Raw genomic sequence first — 17,275 nt, forward strand, 5'->3', positions numbered from 1 at the left:
AGCGTCCCCACGTTTTTTGATCGACAAGGAAAGTCACGGTGAGCATCAATCTCGATCAGGCACAGCAGACATTCATCGTAGAGGCTCGCGAGCTGTTGCAGGCCATGGAGCAATCCCTGCTGCAATTGGAAAGCGAGCCCGGCGACCAGGATGCCATCGGCGCGATTTTCCGTGCCGCGCACACCATCAAGGGTTCGGCGGGCCTTTTCGGTCTGGCGTCGATCGTGGGGTTCACGCATATCGTCGAAGACGTGCTTGACCGCCTGCGCGAAGGCAATGTGGCGGTGGACGCCGCATTGATCGCGCTGCTGCTCAAGTGCGGCGACCACATGCTCGAACTGGTCGAAGTAGTCGCCAACCGCGGTGAGGTGCCGACGCCTGCCGCTTTGGAGCGCGGTGAGGCATTGCGCGAGGCGCTGAGTGCCTATCAGCCGATGCGAACCGCCACTGCCAGCGTCGAAACCGCTGAGGTGGCCGACGACGCGGCGGTCGAAGTGCTCTGGCACATCTCCCTGCGCTTCGGCGTGGATGTGTTCCGTAATGGCATGGACCCGCTGTCATTTCTGCGCTACCTCGAGACCTTGGGGCAGATGATGCAGGTCACCACACTGACCGACAGCATCCCGCCCATGGACCGCTGGGACCCGGAAAGCTGCTACCTGGGTTTTGAGATCGACCTGCGCTCGACGGCCAGCCACGCCACCCTCAACGAAGTGTTCGACTTTGTGCGTGACGACTGTGAAGTGCACATCAGTGCCGTCGACGAAGCGCCCGCCAGCACGGCGGCCGTCTCTGGCGACCCGGTCACGCAGGCCGAGCCAGGCATTGTGACGGCCGCACCGCAGCGGCCGGCAGCCGGTGAGGCGAAAACCCGCGACGGCAATTACGTGCGCGTCAACGCCGACAAGCTCGACGAGTTGATCAATCTGGTTGGCGAGCTGGTCATCGCCAGCGCCGGCGCGAGCCTGTTGGCCCGATCCTGTAACAACGACCCCTTGCAAGAGGCCTCCTCGACGGTGTCGGGGCTGGTGGAAGAGATCCTCGATGGCGCCCTGCATTTGCGCATGATCCCCATCGGCGACACGTTCAACCGCTTCCGCCGCGTGGTGCGCGATATCAGCCAGGAGCTGGGCAAGGACATCGAACTGATCATCAGCGGCGCGGAAACCGAACTGGACAAGACCGTGGTCGAGAAGATCGGCGACCCGCTGATGCACCTGTTGCGCAACGCCATGGACCACGGTATCGAAAGCGCCGATGCGCGGCGTGCGGCCGGCAAGTCGGCCAAGGGCCACCTGAGCCTCAATGCCTACCACGACTCGGGGAGCATCGTCATCGAGATCGCCGACGACGGCGCCGGGCTCAACCGCGAACGCATCCTGCAAAAGGCCCAGGAACGCGGGCTGGTGGCCAGCGGTGCGGTGCTCACCGACCAGGAGATCTACAACCTGATCTTCGAAGCGGGTTTCTCCACCGCCGAGGCGGTGACCAACCTGTCCGGGCGCGGCGTCGGCATGGACGTGGTCAAGCGCAATATCACTCTGTTGCGCGGCACCGTCGACCTCGACAGCCGCCCCGGCCAGGGCACCGTGGTGCGCATTCGCTTGCCGCTGACCCTGGCGATCATCAATGGGTTCCTGGTCGGCATCGACCAATCCACCTACGTGATTCCGCTGGACATGGTCCAGGAATGTATCGAGCTGGATGAACACCAGCGCCAGTCCAGCCGCGACACGGGCTATCTGGACCTGCGTGGCGAGGTGTTGCCGCTGGTGCACCTGCGTGACCACTTCAGCCATGAAGGCCCCGTTGCCCGACGCCAGAATGTGGTGGTGGTGCGCTACGCCGAGCATAAGGCCGGGCTGGTGGTGGATGACCTGCTCGGTGAGTTTCAGACCGTGATCAAACCCTTGGGCAAGTTGTTCGGCGCACTGCGCGGCATCAGCGGCTCGACCATATTGGGCAGCGGCGCGGTGGCCCTGATCCTGGATGTACCGGCACTGCTCAACCAAATCGTACAACTGGAAGCCCGCACGACCCAGGCGCCTCAGTCGCTACCGGTCGTCGCCCGCTGACGTATCTGCAATTCCATGGAGGTTCCCCGATGAAATGGTTCTACGATCTTAAAATTTCCACCAAGTTGATCAGCTCGTTCCTGGTGGTCCTGGCGCTCACCGGGGCCATGGGCGGCTTCGCCATCCTTCAGCTCGGTGCCGTCAACCAGGCCGCCCAGGACATCAAGGGCAACTGGATGCCCTCCATGCGCGCGGCGGCAGGCATGCGTTTTTTTGCCGCCAACTACCGCTTGAAAGAAAACAACCACATCGGTACCGAGATTGCCGAGGAGAAGGCCCAGGCCGAACGCGAAGCCAGCGATGCGCGCCAACAGTTCGAAACCCGCATGGGCACCTACGAGCAATTGCTCTCGAACGATGAAGATCGGCAGCTCCTGGCCAGCGTGAAAAGCGCTTGGGACGCCTACCTGGCATCCAGCAAGCAGTTGCTCGAGTTGTCCCGGCAGAACCAGGAAGCCCAGGCGCGCGGTTTGCTCAGGGGAGAGTCCAGGAGCCATTTTGATGAGGTGACCACTCGCCTGCAGAAAATGGTCGAGATCAATGATGCTGGCGCCACTGCCGCCGGTGACAAGGGCTCGGCGCTGTACGAAAGCTCACGCGTGTCGATCATTGCAGTACTGGGCGCGGCCCTGTTGATCGGCCTGGGCCTGGCGGTATTCATTGCGCGGATCATTTCCCGCCCGCTGCGCCAAGCCGCGAGCGCCGCCGAGCAATTGGCCGAAGGCAACCTCAACGCGCACATCGAGCCCGGTGGGAAAGATGAAACCGGCATGGTGCTCAACGCCATGCGCAACATGGTCGGCAAGCTGGCGCATATCATCGGCGAAGTGCGTAACGCCGCCGATAACCTGGCCAGCGCCTCCGAGGAGGTCAGCGCCACCGCGCAATCGATGAGCCAGGCCACCAGTGAACAGGCCGCCAGCGTCGAGGAAACCAGTGCGTCGGTCGAGCAGATGAGCGCCAGCATCAACCAGAACACCGAAAACGCCAAGGTCACCGATGGCATGGCCAGCAAGGCCGCCAAGGAAGCCACCGAGGGCGGCGAATCGGTCCAGCAGACGGTGGTGGCGATGAAGAAAATCGCCCAGCGCATCAGCATCATCGATGACATTGCCTACCAGACCAATCTGCTCGCACTCAATGCCGCTATCGAGGCCGCTCGGGCCGGCGAGCACGGCAAGGGGTTCGCCGTGGTAGCCGCCGAAGTGCGCAAGCTGGCTGAACGCAGCCAGGTAGCCGCCCAGGAAATCGGTGAACTGTCCTCCAGCAGCGTGGACATGGCCGAGAAAGCCGGCAAGTTGCTCGACGAAATGGTGCCTTCCATCAACAAGACGTCCGACCTTGTGCAGGAAATCAGCGCCGCGTCCGAGGAACAGGCCGCCGGTGTCGCGCAGATCAACACCGCGATGACCCAGCTCAACCAGGTCACCCAGCAAAATGCCTCGAGCAGCGAGGAATTGGCGGCCACGGCCGAAGAAATGAGCAGCCAGGCCGAGCAACTGCAACAGGCCATGAGCTTCTTCGTGCTGGATTCAGCGCCCAGGGTCGCGGTTCAAAGCAGCGGCGTGGACAGCCCGGGCAGCAAGCCCAACCGTCAGGCGCCACGCCCAAAAACACCGGCGCAGCGCAAGGCGTTCGCCTACACCATGGCCAGTGCCCCGGACGAAGCGGATTTCACTCGCTTCTGATCCCACGATCAATACGGGCCTACTAGGGAGAGTGACATGGGCGCAGTAATGACGACTCGGCAGACCGCGGTGGCGGTAGATGAGGATGCGCAGTACCTGACCTTCATGCTCGGCGGCGAAATGTTCGCCATCGGCATTCTGGGGATCAAGGAAATTATTGAATACGGCAGCCTGACCGTGGTGCCGATGATGCCGGCTTTCGTGCGCGGGGTGATCAACCTGCGCGGCGCGGTGGTGCCGGTGGTCGACCTGTCGGCGCGCTTTGGGCGGGCCAACTCGGCGATCACGCGGCGCTCCTGCGTGATCATCATCGAGGCGAGTACCGAGGATGGGCAGCCCCAGGACATCGGGCTGCTGGTTGATACGGTGTCTGCCGTGCGGGAGATCCCGGCCACGCAGATCGAACCGCCACCCAACTTCGGCGCGCGAATTCGCGCTGATTTCATCAGCGGCATGGCCAAGGTCGACGGCAAGTTCGTGATCGTGCTGGAGGTGGACAAGGTGCTGTCCATCGATGAGATGTCCAGTCTCGCCGAGGCCGGCCAGGCGCCGGCCCTCGACTTCGACCCGCGTTGAGACCCGACCATGCCAGACACCGTCTCCATCGACGACCGTGAATTCGGTCAGTTCCAGACCTGGCTGTACCGCGCGGCCGGCATCAACCTGTCGCCGGCCAAGAAAGCCCTGGTGGCCGGACGCCTGTTCAAGCGCCTCAAGCACTATGAGCTGCACAGCTATGGTGAGTATTTCAAGTTGATCATGAATGGTGAGCGCAAGGGCGAACTGCAGGTTGCGCTGGATTTGCTGACCACCAACGAAACCTATTTTTTTCGCGAGCCTAAGCACTTCGACTTCCTGCGTCAGCAGGTGCTGCCCCATGCCGCGCCGGGCAAGGTGTTTCGCGTGTGGAGCGCGGCCAGTTCCTCGGGCGAAGAGCCCTACAGCCTGGCGATGACCCTGGCCGAGAGCCTTGGCAGCACGCCCTGGGAAGTGGTCGGCTCGGACATCAGTTCCCAAGTGCTGGCTAAGGCGCGCACTGGCCATTACTCCATGGAGCGCACCGAGACATTGCCCCAGCCGCTGCTGGCCAAGTACTGCCTCAAGGGCATTGGTCGCCAGGAGGGCACCTTGCTGATCGACAAGGCCTTGCGTAGCCGCGTCAATTTTGTCCAGGTCAACCTTAACGAAGCGCTGCCGGCCCTGGGTGAGTTCGAGGTGATCTTCCTGCGCAACGTGATGATTTATTTCGACCAGCAGACCAAGAGCCAGGTAATCGCGCGCCTGCTGCCGCTGCTCAAACCCGGCGGCTACTTGATCATCAGTCACTCGGAAAGCCTCCACGGCGTCAATGACACCCTGAAGCTGGTGGCACCGTCGATTTACCGCAAGCCATGAAAAAGCCTGCCGGTACGGCCGAAGTGGTATTAGCCCCTGGGCAGGTCAGCTTTGCGACGCAGTCGACGCGCCTGCGCACCTTGCTCGGTTCCTGCGTGGCGATCACCTTCTGGCACCCGCAACGGCTGATCGGCGGCATGTGTCACTTCATGCTGCCGGGGCGCCTGCGCGACCATCAGCCCCTGGATGGCAGGTATGCCGACGAAGCCCTGGAACTGTTGCTGCTCCACGCCAAGGTCAATGGCACGTATGCACAGGATTACCAGGTCAAGTTGTTCGGCGGCGGCAAGATGTTTCCCGAGCAGCAGCGCCGCCTGCCAACGCAGGACGTGGCCAGCCTGAATATTCGCGCAGCGCTGGCCCTGGCCGAGCACTATCACTTGCACCTGACAGCCCAGGACATGGGCAGTACCGGTTACCGCACGATCATGTTCGACCTGTGGAACGGCAACGTCTGGGTCCGGCACCAACCAATGGGAATAATTCAACAAGATGCCTACCAAAAAAATCAGTGTACTGCTGGTCGATGACTCGGCCGTGGTTCGCCAGGTACTGCTGGCGATCCTCAGCGATACGCCGGATATTCACGTCATGGGCGCCGCCTCCGACCCGATTTTCGCCATGGATAAACTCGCCCGGGAATGGCCGGATGTGATCGTGCTGGACGTGGAAATGCCGCGCATGGACGGCATCACCTTTCTCAAGAAAATCATGAGCGAGCGGCCGACACCGGTGGTGATCTGTTCCTCGCTGACCCAGAAAGGCGCCGAAACCTCCCTGCAGGCGCTGTCGGCGGGTGCTGTGGAAATCATCACCAAGCCCAGCACCGGGTTGAAGAGTTTCCTGATCGAGTCGGCGGCCGAGCTGGTGGCAGCGATCCGCGCCGCAGCGAATTCCAACGTCAGGAACCTGGGCAAGCGCAGCGCCAGCCCGGCACTGGTCCCGGCCAGCAAGCTCAGTGCGGATGCGATCCTGCCTGCCGCCAATGGCCATGCCATGGCACAGACCACCGAACGTATCATCGCCATCGGCACGTCTACCGGCGGCACCCAAGCGTTGGAGGCGGTACTGACGGCATTGCCGAGGGTGTGCCCAGGCATGGTGATCGTGCAGCACATGCCAGAAAAATTCACCGCTTCGTTTGCCGAACGCCTCAATAGCTTATGCGAGGTCGAGGTGCGCGAAGCGCGCAACAACGACCGCATCCTGCCTGGCCTGGCCCTGATCGCCCCTGGCGGCAAGCACCTGATGGTCACCCGCAGCGGCGCCTATTATCACGCTCAGGTCATTGATGGACCGTTGGTCAACCGGCACCGGCCATCAGTGGATGTGCTGTTTCGCTCGGTGGCCAAGTTCGCCGGCAAGAACGCCACCGGCATCATCATGACCGGCATGGGCGACGACGGCGCGCGCGGGCTCAAGGAGATGCTCGAGGCCGGAGCCGCCACGGTGGCCCAGGACGAGGCCAGTTGCGTGGTGTTCGGCATGCCCAAGGAAGCTATCAAGCTCAACGCTGCCCAACGCATCATGGCGCTGGAGGATATCCACCAGGCGATCTTGTATAAGTGAAATCGAGCGCTGGCCTGTGTTCACTGTCCTTTGCTCTGCGCCAGAATCCGCGCCGTATCCCGCGCCGGCGGCAGCCCGAAGACGCGCGCATAGTCGCGGCTGAACTGGGTCGCGCTTTCATACCCCACTTCGAACGCGGCCTTGGTCACGCTGCTCGCACTGGCCAACATCAACGTGCGCGCGTTTAACAGGCGCACGCGTTTCTGGTACTGCAACGGGCTCAAGTTGGTCACCGCCTTGAAGTGCCGGTGAAACGCCGAAACACTCATCGCTGCCTTCTGTGCCAAGGCCTCCACCCGGATCGGGGCGGCGTAGTCCCGGCGTATCCACTGGATCGCCTGGCTGACCCGCGCCATGGCGGTATCCGGCGCGGCGATTTCCCGCAGCATCCAACCATGGGGGCCTTGCAGCACGTGGTAGAGGATTTCCCGCTCATACACCGGCGCCAAGGCCGCGATGGCCACCGGGTCGCCCATCAGGCGCAGCATGCGCACCCAGGCGTCCATCAACGCAGGCGTCACCGCCGCCACTGAAAACCCCGCGTCCTGTTCGCCGCGACCGCTGGGCGCGGGCAGGTCATTGAGCAAGGTGGTGAGCACCGCCGGGTCCAGGGTCAGGCTGACCGCCAGGTACGGTTCGCCCGTACTCGTCGGGTTGACCACGCCCACGGCGGGCAACTCGATGGACATCACAAAATACGTCGCCGGGTCGTAGTGCAACGTGCGATCGCCCACGGTCAGGGATTTGCTGCCCTGCAGGATCAGGTTGATCATCGGGTCATACACCGCCGCGAGCATATGCTCGGGAATCGCGCCCTGGACCATCGCCACCCGCGGGATACCGGTCTCGGTGCGGCGGTTTTCGGCCTTGGCGGCCAGGGCTCGCAGTTCGATCAATTGAATATTCATGCTGGCCATGCTGTGCCTTCCTGCAGACCTTGCGCAAGCAAAAAGCAGAAACAGGCAGGATTGGAGTAGGAACGGCTGCGTCACGGGGTAGGGCGATGGCTATTGTGGTCACTCAACTTTTCGACAGTGGAGCAAGCCATGAGCGTTATCGTGATTACCGGAGGCAGCCGTGGCATCGGCGCCAGTACCGCCGAACTGTGTGGGCGCCAAGGTCACGGCGTGATCCTCACTTACAACCGCAACCCCGAGGCGGCACTCGCGGTGGTCCAGCGCATCGAATCGGCCGGCGGCAAAGCGGCGGCGCTGCAGCTGGACGTCAGCGCTACCGGTACATTCGCAGCCTTCCGTGACGCCGTGGTGCAGACCCTGCGTACCACTTGGGGTGCAAACACTTTGGGCGGGCTGGTCAACAATGCCGGCTATGGTCTGTTCAACCCGCTTGAAAGCGTGACCGAAGCGCAATTCGACGGCCTGTTCAACGTCCATCTCAAGGGCCCGTTCTTCCTCACCCAGACCCTGCTGCCGCTGCTGGAAGAACACGCCAGCATCGTCAACCTCACCAGCGCCACCACCCGCGTTGCTACCGCCGGTGTGGCGCCATATGCCGCCTTCAAGGGCGGCCTCGACGTACTCACCCGCTACATGGCCAAGGAATTCGGCGAGCGCCGTATCCGCGCCAACGCGGTGTCACCCGGCGCCATCCGCACCGAACTGGGCGGTGGCTTGAACGATGAGTTCGAAGCGCTGCTGGCCGGGCAAACCGCCCTGGGCCGTGTAGGCGAACCGGAAGACGTGGCACGGGTTATCGCAATGCTGCTGTCGGAAGAAGGCCGTTGGATCAATGCCCAGACAATTGAGGTCGCGGGCGGCTACATCATTTGAATCGCGAGGCTACCGCATGCTTGATCATCTCTTTCTTTCAGTCAGTGACATCCCGCGTTCCGTGGGTTTCTACACCGCCGCGCTGACGCCCCTGGGCATCACCGCTCGCCATGACTTCGATGGCAAGGACGGGCCTGCCGGTCACCCGGATCTCAAAGGTTTCGGTGCCCATGGCCGCATGTTTTTCTGGCTGCGCGCAGGTGTGGTCGATGGCCGCGCCGTGCATGTGGGGTTCGTCGCCAACAGCCGTGCCGAGGTGGAGGCCGCCTACGCCGCCGCTTTGGCCCATGGCGCCCGCGATAACGGCGCACCCGGAGCACGCTTGCACTACGACCCCAATTACTACGCCGCCAAGGTACTGGACCCGGACGGGTACAGCCTCGAATTCGTCTACAAGAACTGGCAGCACACCCTATGAAGACCTTGATGATCTACGGCGCCACCGGCTACACCGGACGCATGGCCGCCGAACACGCCAAGAAACTGGGCCTGGCCCTGGTGATCGCCGGGCGCAATGCCGAACGGCTGGCGTCACTCGCCGCTCAACTCGAGGTGCAATACCGTGTCTTCTCTGCGCAGGCGCCCAGCGCTGACGCCTTGGACGGTATAGATGTGCTGCTCAATTTCGCCGGGCCCTTCGCGCACACGGCGGGCACCTTGATGCAGGCCTGTATCAAGGCTGGGGTCGACTACCTGGATATCACCGCCGAGATCAACGTCTATCGCTTGGCCGAGCAACTCGGCAGCGACGCCGCCGCAGCCGGCGTCATGTTGCTGCCCGGTGTCGGCTGGGACGTCGTGCCCACCGACTGTCTGGCCATGCATGTCGCCCAGCGCGTGCGGCAGCCCCAATCGTTGCGCATCGCCCTGCAAGTGCCGGGCTCGATGTCCCGAGGCTCGGCGCTGAGCGTGGGCGAAATCATCGGCGCGGGCGTTATGGCAAGGGTCGACGGCCAACTGATCGCGACCCCGGACGCACAGCCACAGTTACTCGACTTCGGCGATGGCCCGGTGCTGTGCGCGCCGCTGTCCTTCGGCGACCTGGTGACCGCCTGGCATTCCACCGCGATCGCGGATATCGCGATGTTCGTGCACATCAGTGGCGACGCCTTCCCCGAAGGTGACCTGTCACAACTGCCCGACGGCCCCACACAGGTCGAGCGTGACGCCCATCGCGCCCGCGCCATCGCCGAAGTGACCGGCGCGGATGGCAGCGTGGCGCGCTCGGTCATCGAGACCGTCAATGGCTACAGCTACACGCCCCTCGCCGCAGTAGAAGCCGCGCGGCGGGTGCTTGGCGGTGAGCGCCGCAGCGGTTTTGAAAGCCCTGCACACCTGTTTGGCGTGGGCTTTGCCCAGACGATTGCAGGCACGCGCATCAGCGATTTTTAATTTCCAGGCAGTACCGGTGGGGGGCTAGACCTTGAACCTCGCCGCGTCCTTGATCGGTGGCAGGCCAAACAGTCGTGCGTATTCGCGGCTGAACTGCGAGGCGCTTTCATAGCCCACCTGGAACGCGATAGACGCTGCATCCAGGCTGTCGAACAGCAGCAACCAGCGCGCCCGCAACAGGCGCAAGCGCTTCTGGTACTGAATCGGCGTCATCGCGGTCGCGGCCTTGAAGTGCCGATAGAACGCCGCGACGCTCATGTCGGTCATGGCCGCCAGCGGTTCCACGCGAAAGGGTTCGGTGTAGTGCTCGCGAATCCACGCGGTGGCTCGCCGGATCTGCGCCAGGCGCCCTTCGGGGCGGGCCATTTGCACCAGGGTTGAGCGCAACGGGCCCTGCAATACGCGAAACACAATCTCCCGTTCGATCAGGGGGGCCAGCACAGCCGCTTCGCTGGGCCGATCCATCAGGCGCAGCATGCGCAGCCAGGCATCCAGCAATTCGTCGGTGGCCTGCACCGCCGCGAACCGGTGCGCGCCCAGGCTTTCGTCGGGGGGGACTTCATCCGCCAGCACGGCCGCGATCACCGCAGGCTCCAGGGTCAGGCTGAGTGCCAGGTAGGACAGGCCGGGTGCACCGGCGTGGACCTGGCCAGTGGCGGGTACCTCCACCGGCACCACAAAATAGCTGGACGGCCCGCACGTCGAGATCTGATCGCCAATCGAGAGGGTTTTCGAGCCTTGCAGCACCAGGTGCACCATCGGCGGGTACAACTGATCTGCGCAGGCTTCGGCCTGGACCATGGCGACGCGGGGCAGGCCGGTGTCGGTCCAGGTGTTTTCTGCGCGCATCACCAGACGGCGCAGTTCATTCAGGTTGTCGTTCATGGCGCTGACCATGAGCCGTGCCGGAGCGCAAAGCAAGCCACGTGCGAAGAATAGGCAAGCATGGGAGAGAAACCGGCAACCGCCGTTTCAGGCCTTGCCCGAATACTGGGGGTCAGCACTATCACTCAACCTGGGAAAACAGCTATGACACTCAATGGAAAAATCGCAGTCGTGACTGGCGCCTCCAAAGGCATTGGTGCCGGTATCGCCAAGGCCCTGGCAGCAACAGGGGCGACGGTGGTGGTCAATTACGCCAACAGCAAATCTGACGCCGATGCGGTGGTCGCCCATATTCGCGCCCACGGTGGCACTGCGTTCGGCGTGCGAGCCGACATGAGCCAGGCTGCCGATGTGACACGCCTGTTCGACACGGTGCGCAGCGAATACGGCAGGCTCGACATCCTGGTCAACAACGCGGGCGTGGCGGTGTTCCAGATGATTGAAGACCTGACTGAAGAGGCCTTTCACAAGCAGTTCAACCTCAATGTACTGGGCTACCTGCTGGCGGTACGTGAGGCGGTCAAGTTGCTGGGGCAGGGCGGCAGTATCATCAATATCAGCTCGATCCTCAGCACCGACCCGTACCTCGCCTCCAGCGTCTATTCGGCCACCAAGGGGGCGGTGGATACCCTGACGTTTGCCCTGGCCCGTGAGTTGGGACCGCGCGGTATTCGCGTCAATTCGATCCTGCCTGGCCATACCCATACGCCTGCCACCGAAGGCAACTTCGCTGGCGAATTTGGTCAGTCGCTGATTGCCGGCACGCCGCTGGGGCGTTTCGGCGAGCCCGAGGACATTGCACCGCTGGCCGTATTCTTGGCCTCCGAGGCGGCGCATTGGGTCACAGGTGAGTCGATCCGTGCCTCGGGCGGCGTACGTGGCGTGGGCTACTGACGACCACTGATCCGCACCCGCATAACCCCGATTGAATTTTTCGCATGCCCCCAGGCTCTGCACTTTTAGACGCGTGTGGTGTTGAGCGCGCTTGCGGGGCCTCCTTGTCGGGAGGCCTGGTTGTATCGGACTTTGCGGAAACTGCCATCATGACGCTTCTTACAGCGCTGTCGGGCCAGCCGGCCTCCATCACCCAACCGGGTCAGTACCAGCGGTTGTACCAACACCTGTATGGCGACCCCCCTGGCGCAGAAGAGGTTGCGCGGGAATTTCTACGGACGCAATTGGCGCAGGTGCGCGCCGCACCCAGTGAACTGCCCCCGATACCCGAACAACTGCCCGCCTGGATCGAACAGCGCTGCGCCGACGTCGGCCAGGCCTATGCCGATTACCTTGAGCAACGCCAGCAGGGCCAGCCGCGTCGTTACTTCCAGAACAAGGCCCATGCGTTGTATTTCCTGCAGCGCGTGGCGCCGACCAAGCTGGTCGACGGTGCGTGGCTCAACGGGTTGCTGCGCTACTGGCAGGACCCGCGCTTCGACGGCCTGCTCACCACCTACCTCGAGGAGTTGGGTGACGGGGAAGCGGCGCAAAATCATGTGGTGATCTACCGCAAATTACTCAGCGAGCATGATGCCGACAGCGATGCCGGCCTTGAGGATGACCACTACCTGCAAGGCGCCCTGCAACTGGCGCTGGGCCTGTGTGCCGAAGACTTCCTGCCGGAGATCATCGGCTTCAACCTCGGCTATGAGCAGTTGCCGTTGCACCTGCTGATCACGGCGTATGAGTTGAGCGAACTGGGCATCGACCCGTATTACTTCACCCTCCACGTCACCATCGACAATGCGAGCAGCGGACATGCCTGCAAGGCGGCGCAGTCGGTGTTGAACCTGTTGCCATTGGGCGAGGGCAGGGAGGACTTCTACCGTCGCGTGGCCGAGGGGTATCGCCTGAATGACCTCGGCCCAGGAACCACCGCCGTTATCCACGACTTCAACCTGAATAACGAAGTGGTCGGCATGCTTGAGCGCAAGCGCACTTTCGGCCAGCACATGCATTCGGATTACTGCCGCTTCGAAGGCAAGACTGTCAACCAATGGCTGGCTCGGCAGGGGCAGATCGGCGCCTTTCTCCAGGCCCTGGAAGACAAGGGCTGGATCAAGCGCAACCAGGATCCGGCCGAGAGTCGCTTCTGGCAATTGATCGAAGGCGCCGGTGCGGCGATGTTCGGCGTGTTCAGCGGCTATGAGAAACAGGTGCTGCACGACTGGATCGCGGGCGATTGGATCAGCGATCAACGCGTGGCCCCGGTACGGCCCGGACGCGGCAGCCGTTCCGCGCGCGCGCAGCATCGCCCGTCCGATCCGGACACCCAGGCGCTGGTGGATTCGCTGTGGAACCTGCCCGATGAGCAGCAGCTCAATGCGCTGATCCCGTGGCTGTCGGCGCGACGTCACTGCATGCCTGCCGGGTTGTATGCCACTCGCCGTTTTATCCAACTGGGTGCGCGCCTGCGCTGAGGAGTTTGTCCATGTCTGCACAACAACTCGCCGACCGCGCCCTGCTGAACCTGGGGCGGGGGTTGAAGGAAAATGGCTACCGGTTCATCACACCAACGCCCTTGACCCATGAACGGTTTTTTCAGCGTATGGGGACGTCGCTGGCGAGGGACCTGCGCGATGTATTCGGATGGTCGCTGCCGTTTGACCGCGCGCTATTGCCCGATGCGTTTCGTGAGGAGCTGCAGCAGGCCGATGTGGTCGAAAAACACGATGCGCTGTGGCGCAGTGCGATGCGTTGGTCGAGCCTGGACGACCTGCTGTTTGCCCACTCGGCGTACCCCACCACGCAAGCGGACGCGGTGTTTTTCGGGCCTGACAGCTATCGGTTTGCGCACTTGATCGAAGCCCATTTGCAACAGCGCTTCGAGCCGATCAAACGCGCCGTCGACATCGGCTGCGGCGCCGGTGTGGGCGCGCTGGTGGTCGCCCGTGCGCGGCCTGACGCCGAGGTGCTGGCCGTGGACATCAACCCACGCGCCTTGCGCCTGACGGCCGTGAATGCCGAGCTGGCCGGGTTGGCGAACGTCACCGCGTACCACAGCGATGTGCTGGGCAGCGTTGAAGGAACATTCGACCTGATCGTCGCCAACCCGCCCTATATGAATGACGACCGCCAGCGAGCCTATCGGCATGGCGGCGGCGCACTGGGCGAGCAACTGTCGGTGCGCATCGCCGCCGAATCCCTGGGGCGCCTGGCCCTGGGCGGCAGCCTGGTGCTCTATACCGGCGTGGCGATTGTCGCCGGGGAAGACCCGTTCCTGGCCGCCGTCATGCCGTTGCTGGGCAGCGATGCCTTTGGTTGGACCTACCGCGAACTCGACCCTGATGTGTTCGGCGAAGAACTGGCCAAGCCCGGCTATGAGCGTGTGGAGCGGATCGCCGTGGTGGCACTCACCGTCACCCGTTTGCGCTGACGGTGATGTTCAGGCCGTGGCTTGTGGCTGCAGGTGCAACTCGCCGTCCACATCCTTGACCAACCCACTGGCCAGAAACAGCGGCGCCAGGCGCTTGTGCAATTGCGGCTCGACAAACTCCTTCACCGTCTCCAGCGCCAGTGCGCCACTCGAAGGCAGCTCGGCCTTGGTGTACGACAACCAGGCCTTTTTCAGTGCCATCAACACATCACTGCCCGCCGTGGAGGCAAAGCGGCGCTGGCTCGGTTTGCCGTCGAAGCTGAACGTGTGCTGGAACGCGTAGCCACTCTCATCGCCGCCGCTGGCGGTGCAACGTATGCAGGTGCATGCGCCATCGCCGAAGGCGCTGCGCAGGTAGCTGTTGAAGTCCACCACGGGTTTGAGTGACAGGCGCTTATCCACCTCGAACAGGTCCCCGGTCATTTTTTCGTCAGTGTTCAACGTGCATGTCCTCGCAGTGTGCGGCTGTTTTTTCAAAGCGCGGCACAATAACAGCCACGCGTCGTTTTGGGGGCATTTGCATAACAATAGGCCCCGATATTCTTTTGCTGTCTAAAAAACCGCCGCTACAGACCTACCAGGCGTTCTACGCCGCGCTGGCCGAAGCCGAGCAGATCATCAAGGCCGACAAAACCGCAGTGGCCAAGGCGTATATCCGCGTAGAGCAGTCGAAGCTGCCGTTGGACCTGGTGGAAAAAATCGTCCAGGACCCGGAAATCGACTTCACCATCGTGCCGCAGCGTACCTCTATCTATGCCGATAAATTGCAGGAATTGGGCGTACTGAAAAACAAGGCGGCGAGCTGGAAGGACCACTTCTTTGAAGAGGCCCATGGCGGTGACGGCAGCTGAACGTCGATCCCCATTGGAAATACGGTCAACATTGTGGGAGGGGGCTTGCCCTAATACCGGTCAGTTAAGGAGGAACACTGTAACTGTGGCGAGCGGGCTTGCCCCGCGTTGGGCTGCGAAGCAGCCCCAAAACCAGCCTCCACCGAGTGTCTGATACACCGCGTTCTTCCTTACTGGGGCTGCTACGCAGCCCAACGCGGGACAAGCCCGCTCGCCACAGTTGCCCTATCTGCCGGGCGTTCAGCGTTTGAAGTGTCAGCGGAAGAACTCACCCGGTGTGGCATCGAACTGCTGCCGAAACGCGTTGATAAACGCCGAGGTGGACTCATAGCCACAGTTCAACGCCACATCCGTCACCCGCTCGCCTTGCTCCAGGGCGGGCAGGGCGCTCAATAGCCTTAAACGCTGGCGCCAGGCCCGAAACGTCAGGCCCGTGTCACGCAAGAACAACCGGCTCAGGGTCTTCTCGCTGACCCCCAGCTTCTGGCTCCAGTGCCCGAGGGTGGTCTGCTGTTCCGGGTGCAGGTTCAGGCTGCGGTAGATTTGCCGCAGGCGCGGGTCCAGCGGCAAGGGCAGCATCAGGTCCACCTGGGGCGCTGCCGCTAACTGGTCCAGCACCACCTGGGCCAAGCGCCCATCCGGGCCATCCTCGGCATATTCCACCGGCAACTCGCTGAAACTGCGGATCAACTCGCGCAGCAGGCTGCTCACTTCCAGCACCTGGCAGCGCTCGGCGGCCCACGCAGTGACGCTGCAATCAAGGTACAGGCTGCGCATCTCCGTATGGGGCGAGCTGTACACCCGATGCGGCATGCCCGCCGGGATCCACACCGCCCGCTGGGGGGGAGCGACGAAGCGGCCGGCGCTGGTCTGGATCTCCAGCACCCCGGAAATCGCGTAGGACAATTGCACCCACGGGTGGCTGTGCCGACGGGTCAGCGCGCGGTTGGGCAGCGATTCAGTGCGCCCATACACCGGCCGTGGCAGGCTGGCGAGCCCAGGCACACTGCGGCGCACGGTATTGGCATGTCCTTTAGGCGGCATTTACTGGCTCATTGGCGTTAGTCGGTAACAAGCCGTTACGTTAGAGTCGCGATGACGCTCTTGGCAACCCCCGGAAGATTCGCTTATGACTCGCCCCCGTTTTCTGCCCGACAACTTCACCCTGACCCTGATCGCCACGGTGATCCTCGCTTCCCTGCTGCCCGCCAGTGGCCAGACCGCCGTGGCCTTCGGCTGGGTCACCAACCTGGCCATCGCGCTGCTGTTTTTCCTGCACGGCGCCAAGCTGTCGCGCCAGGCCATCGTCGCCGGCGCTGGTCACTGGCGCCTGCACCTGCTGGTGTTCAGCCTGACCTTTGTGCTGTTCCCGCTGTTGGGCCTGGCGCTCAAACCGGTGTTGTCGCCGCTGATCGGCAAAGACCTGTACATGGGCATGCTATACCTCTGCGCCTTGCCGGCCACGGTGCAGTCGGCGATTGCCTTCACTTCGCTGGCGCGGGGCAACATCCCGGCGGCGATTTGCAGCGCGGCGGCCTCCAGCCTGTTCGGCATCTTCCTCACACCGTTGCTGGTGACGCTGTTGCTCAATGTGCACGGCGAAGGCAGCTCTACCGTCGATGCGATCCTGAAAATCAGCGTGCAGTTGCTGCTGCCGTTTATCGCCGGGCAGATTGCCCGCCGCTGGATCGGCGCGTGGGTGGGGCGCAATAAAGCCTGGCTGAAGTTCGTCGACCAGGGCTCGATCCTGCTGGTGGTGTACGGCGCATTCAGCGAAGCGGTCAATGAGGGCATCTGGCACCAGATCCCGCTGTGGGAACTGGGCGGTCTGGTGGTGGCCTGCTGCGTGTTGCTGGCGTTGGTGCTGGTGGCATCCACGCTGTTGGGCAAGGCCTTTGGCTTTAACCAGGAAGACCGCATCACCATCCTGTTCTGCGGCTCGAAGAAAAGCCTGGCCACCGGGGTGCCAATGGCCCAGGTGCTGTTCGCCGGGGCGAGCATGGGCGTGCTGATTTTGCCGTTGATGCTCTTTCACCAGATCCAGTTGATGGTCTGTGCGGCCTTGGCGCAGCGTTATGCCAACCGGCCGGAAAGCATTCCGGCGCTGATGGGGCAGGTGGATCCGTGATCTATCACCCAGGGGCAGCATCGTCGAGCCAGGTTGTGCGACAAATGCGCGCAGTGGCCCGGAGCAGCGCTATGTGCGGGTGGATGGCGCTGGCCAGCCGATTCTGGCAGGGAACCACTTGGCGACTGT

The 17,275-nt window shown here is 62.9% G+C and carries 17 protein-coding genes and 1 pseudogene; 14 read left to right on the forward strand and 4 right to left on the reverse strand.

Features of this window, described 5'->3' with window-relative positions; all coding sequences use genetic code 11:
- Positions 1–38: 38 nt before the first annotated feature.
- Genes FBY10_RS27595 through FBY10_RS27620 form a run of 6 tightly spaced genes read left to right on the forward strand, consistent with a single transcriptional unit; the run spans position 39 to position 6,727 of the window.
- On the forward strand, positions 39–2,075 hold the full coding sequence (locus FBY10_RS27595; RefSeq protein WP_145338431.1) for a chemotaxis protein CheA: 2,037 nt from the start codon (positions 39–41) through the stop codon (positions 2,073–2,075).
- 29 nt (positions 2,076–2,104) lie between these two features.
- Positions 2,105–3,763 (forward strand): methyl-accepting chemotaxis protein, encoded by a 1,659-nt coding sequence (locus tag FBY10_RS27600; RefSeq protein ID WP_131699865.1) that lies wholly within the window; start codon positions 2,105–2,107, stop codon positions 3,761–3,763.
- Between the two features lie 36 nt (positions 3,764–3,799).
- Positions 3,800–4,339: a chemotaxis protein CheW gene (locus tag FBY10_RS27605; protein ID WP_131699866.1), complete on the forward strand. Its 540-nt coding sequence runs from the start codon at positions 3,800–3,802 to the stop codon at positions 4,337–4,339.
- A 9-nt stretch (positions 4,340–4,348) separates the two neighbouring features.
- A complete protein-coding gene (locus FBY10_RS27610; RefSeq protein WP_131699867.1) occupies positions 4,349–5,158 on the forward strand; it encodes a protein-glutamate O-methyltransferase CheR in 810 nt (269 codons plus the stop codon).
- Positions 5,155–5,688, forward strand: coding sequence for a chemoreceptor glutamine deamidase CheD (gene cheD / locus FBY10_RS27615; RefSeq protein WP_131699868.1), 534 nt, complete (start codon positions 5,155–5,157; stop codon positions 5,686–5,688). The genes FBY10_RS27610 and cheD overlap by 4 nt, the downstream gene beginning before the upstream one ends.
- Positions 5,651–6,727: a chemotaxis response regulator protein-glutamate methylesterase gene (locus FBY10_RS27620; protein WP_131699869.1), complete on the forward strand. Its 1,077-nt coding sequence runs from the start codon at positions 5,651–5,653 to the stop codon at positions 6,725–6,727. The genes cheD and FBY10_RS27620 overlap by 38 nt, the downstream gene beginning before the upstream one ends.
- Before the next feature lie 20 nt (positions 6,728–6,747).
- Here FBY10_RS27620 and FBY10_RS27625 read toward each other — a convergent pair whose 3' ends face one another.
- Positions 6,748–7,635 (reverse strand): AraC family transcriptional regulator, encoded by an 888-nt coding sequence (locus FBY10_RS27625; protein ID WP_178116806.1) that lies wholly within the window; start codon positions 7,633–7,635, stop codon positions 6,748–6,750.
- Between the two features lie 138 nt (positions 7,636–7,773).
- On the opposite strand from FBY10_RS27625, the gene FBY10_RS27630 reads away from it, so the two are divergent.
- From FBY10_RS27630 to FBY10_RS27640, 3 genes are read left to right on the forward strand one after another with little or no spacing between them, the layout of a single operon-like run.
- Positions 7,774–8,517: an SDR family NAD(P)-dependent oxidoreductase gene (locus tag FBY10_RS27630; protein WP_145338432.1), complete on the forward strand. Its 744-nt coding sequence runs from the start codon at positions 7,774–7,776 to the stop codon at positions 8,515–8,517.
- Between the two features lie 16 nt (positions 8,518–8,533).
- The gene (locus FBY10_RS27635; RefSeq protein WP_145338433.1) at positions 8,534–8,935 is read left to right on the forward strand and encodes a VOC family protein; all 402 of its coding nucleotides are present in this window, start codon (positions 8,534–8,536) and stop codon (positions 8,933–8,935) included.
- Complete coding sequence (locus FBY10_RS27640) at positions 8,932–9,909, forward strand: trans-acting enoyl reductase family protein (protein WP_145338434.1); 978 nt, start codon at positions 8,932–8,934, stop codon at positions 9,907–9,909. The genes FBY10_RS27635 and FBY10_RS27640 overlap by 4 nt, the downstream gene beginning before the upstream one ends.
- Before the next feature lie 24 nt (positions 9,910–9,933).
- Here the strand turns inward: FBY10_RS27640 and FBY10_RS27645 are convergent, their stop codons facing one another.
- On the reverse strand, positions 9,934–10,794 hold the full coding sequence (locus FBY10_RS27645; protein ID WP_145338435.1) for an AraC family transcriptional regulator: 861 nt from the start codon (positions 10,792–10,794) through the stop codon (positions 9,934–9,936).
- A 144-nt stretch (positions 10,795–10,938) separates the two neighbouring features.
- On the opposite strand from FBY10_RS27645, the gene FBY10_RS27650 reads away from it, so the two are divergent.
- From FBY10_RS27650 to FBY10_RS27660, 3 genes are all read left to right on the forward strand, one after another.
- The gene (locus FBY10_RS27650) at positions 10,939–11,688 is read left to right on the forward strand and encodes a glucose 1-dehydrogenase (protein WP_131699873.1); all 750 of its coding nucleotides are present in this window, start codon (positions 10,939–10,941) and stop codon (positions 11,686–11,688) included.
- Positions 11,689–11,837: 149 nt separating this feature from the next.
- Positions 11,838–13,211 carry an iron-containing redox enzyme family protein gene (locus tag FBY10_RS27655; protein ID WP_145338436.1) on the forward strand — a complete coding sequence of 458 codons (1,374 nt, stop codon included), beginning with the start codon at positions 11,838–11,840 and terminating at the stop codon, positions 13,209–13,211.
- An 11-nt stretch (positions 13,212–13,222) separates the two neighbouring features.
- Positions 13,223–14,167, forward strand: coding sequence for a class I SAM-dependent methyltransferase (locus tag FBY10_RS27660; protein WP_145338437.1), 945 nt, complete (start codon positions 13,223–13,225; stop codon positions 14,165–14,167).
- A 9-nt stretch (positions 14,168–14,176) separates the two neighbouring features.
- Here the strand turns inward: FBY10_RS27660 and FBY10_RS27665 are convergent, their stop codons facing one another.
- Complete coding sequence (locus FBY10_RS27665; RefSeq protein ID WP_145338438.1) at positions 14,177–14,608, reverse strand: hypothetical protein; 432 nt, start codon at positions 14,606–14,608, stop codon at positions 14,177–14,179.
- Positions 14,609–14,736: 128 nt separating this feature from the next.
- On the opposite strand from FBY10_RS27665, the pseudogene FBY10_RS27670 reads away from it, so the two are divergent.
- Positions 14,737–15,018: pseudogene (locus FBY10_RS27670) on the forward strand (sulfonate ABC transporter substrate-binding protein); the annotation flags it as partial.
- A 255-nt stretch (positions 15,019–15,273) separates the two neighbouring features.
- Here FBY10_RS27670 and FBY10_RS27680 read toward each other — a convergent pair.
- The gene (locus tag FBY10_RS27680) at positions 15,274–16,062 is read right to left on the reverse strand and encodes a helix-turn-helix domain-containing protein (protein WP_145338439.1); all 789 of its coding nucleotides are present in this window, start codon (positions 16,060–16,062) and stop codon (positions 15,274–15,276) included.
- Between the two features lie 85 nt (positions 16,063–16,147).
- Here FBY10_RS27680 and FBY10_RS27685 point away from each other — a divergent pair, with 85 nt between their 5' ends.
- Positions 16,148–17,146, forward strand: coding sequence for a bile acid:sodium symporter family protein (locus FBY10_RS27685; protein WP_145338440.1), 999 nt, complete (start codon positions 16,148–16,150; stop codon positions 17,144–17,146).
- The last annotated feature ends 129 nt before the right edge of the window (positions 17,147–17,275 follow it).

Origin of the sequence: Pseudomonas sp. SJZ103, from assembly GCF_007828335.1 — a bacterium.
Lineage (GTDB): Bacteria > Pseudomonadota > Gammaproteobacteria > Pseudomonadales > Pseudomonadaceae > Aquipseudomonas.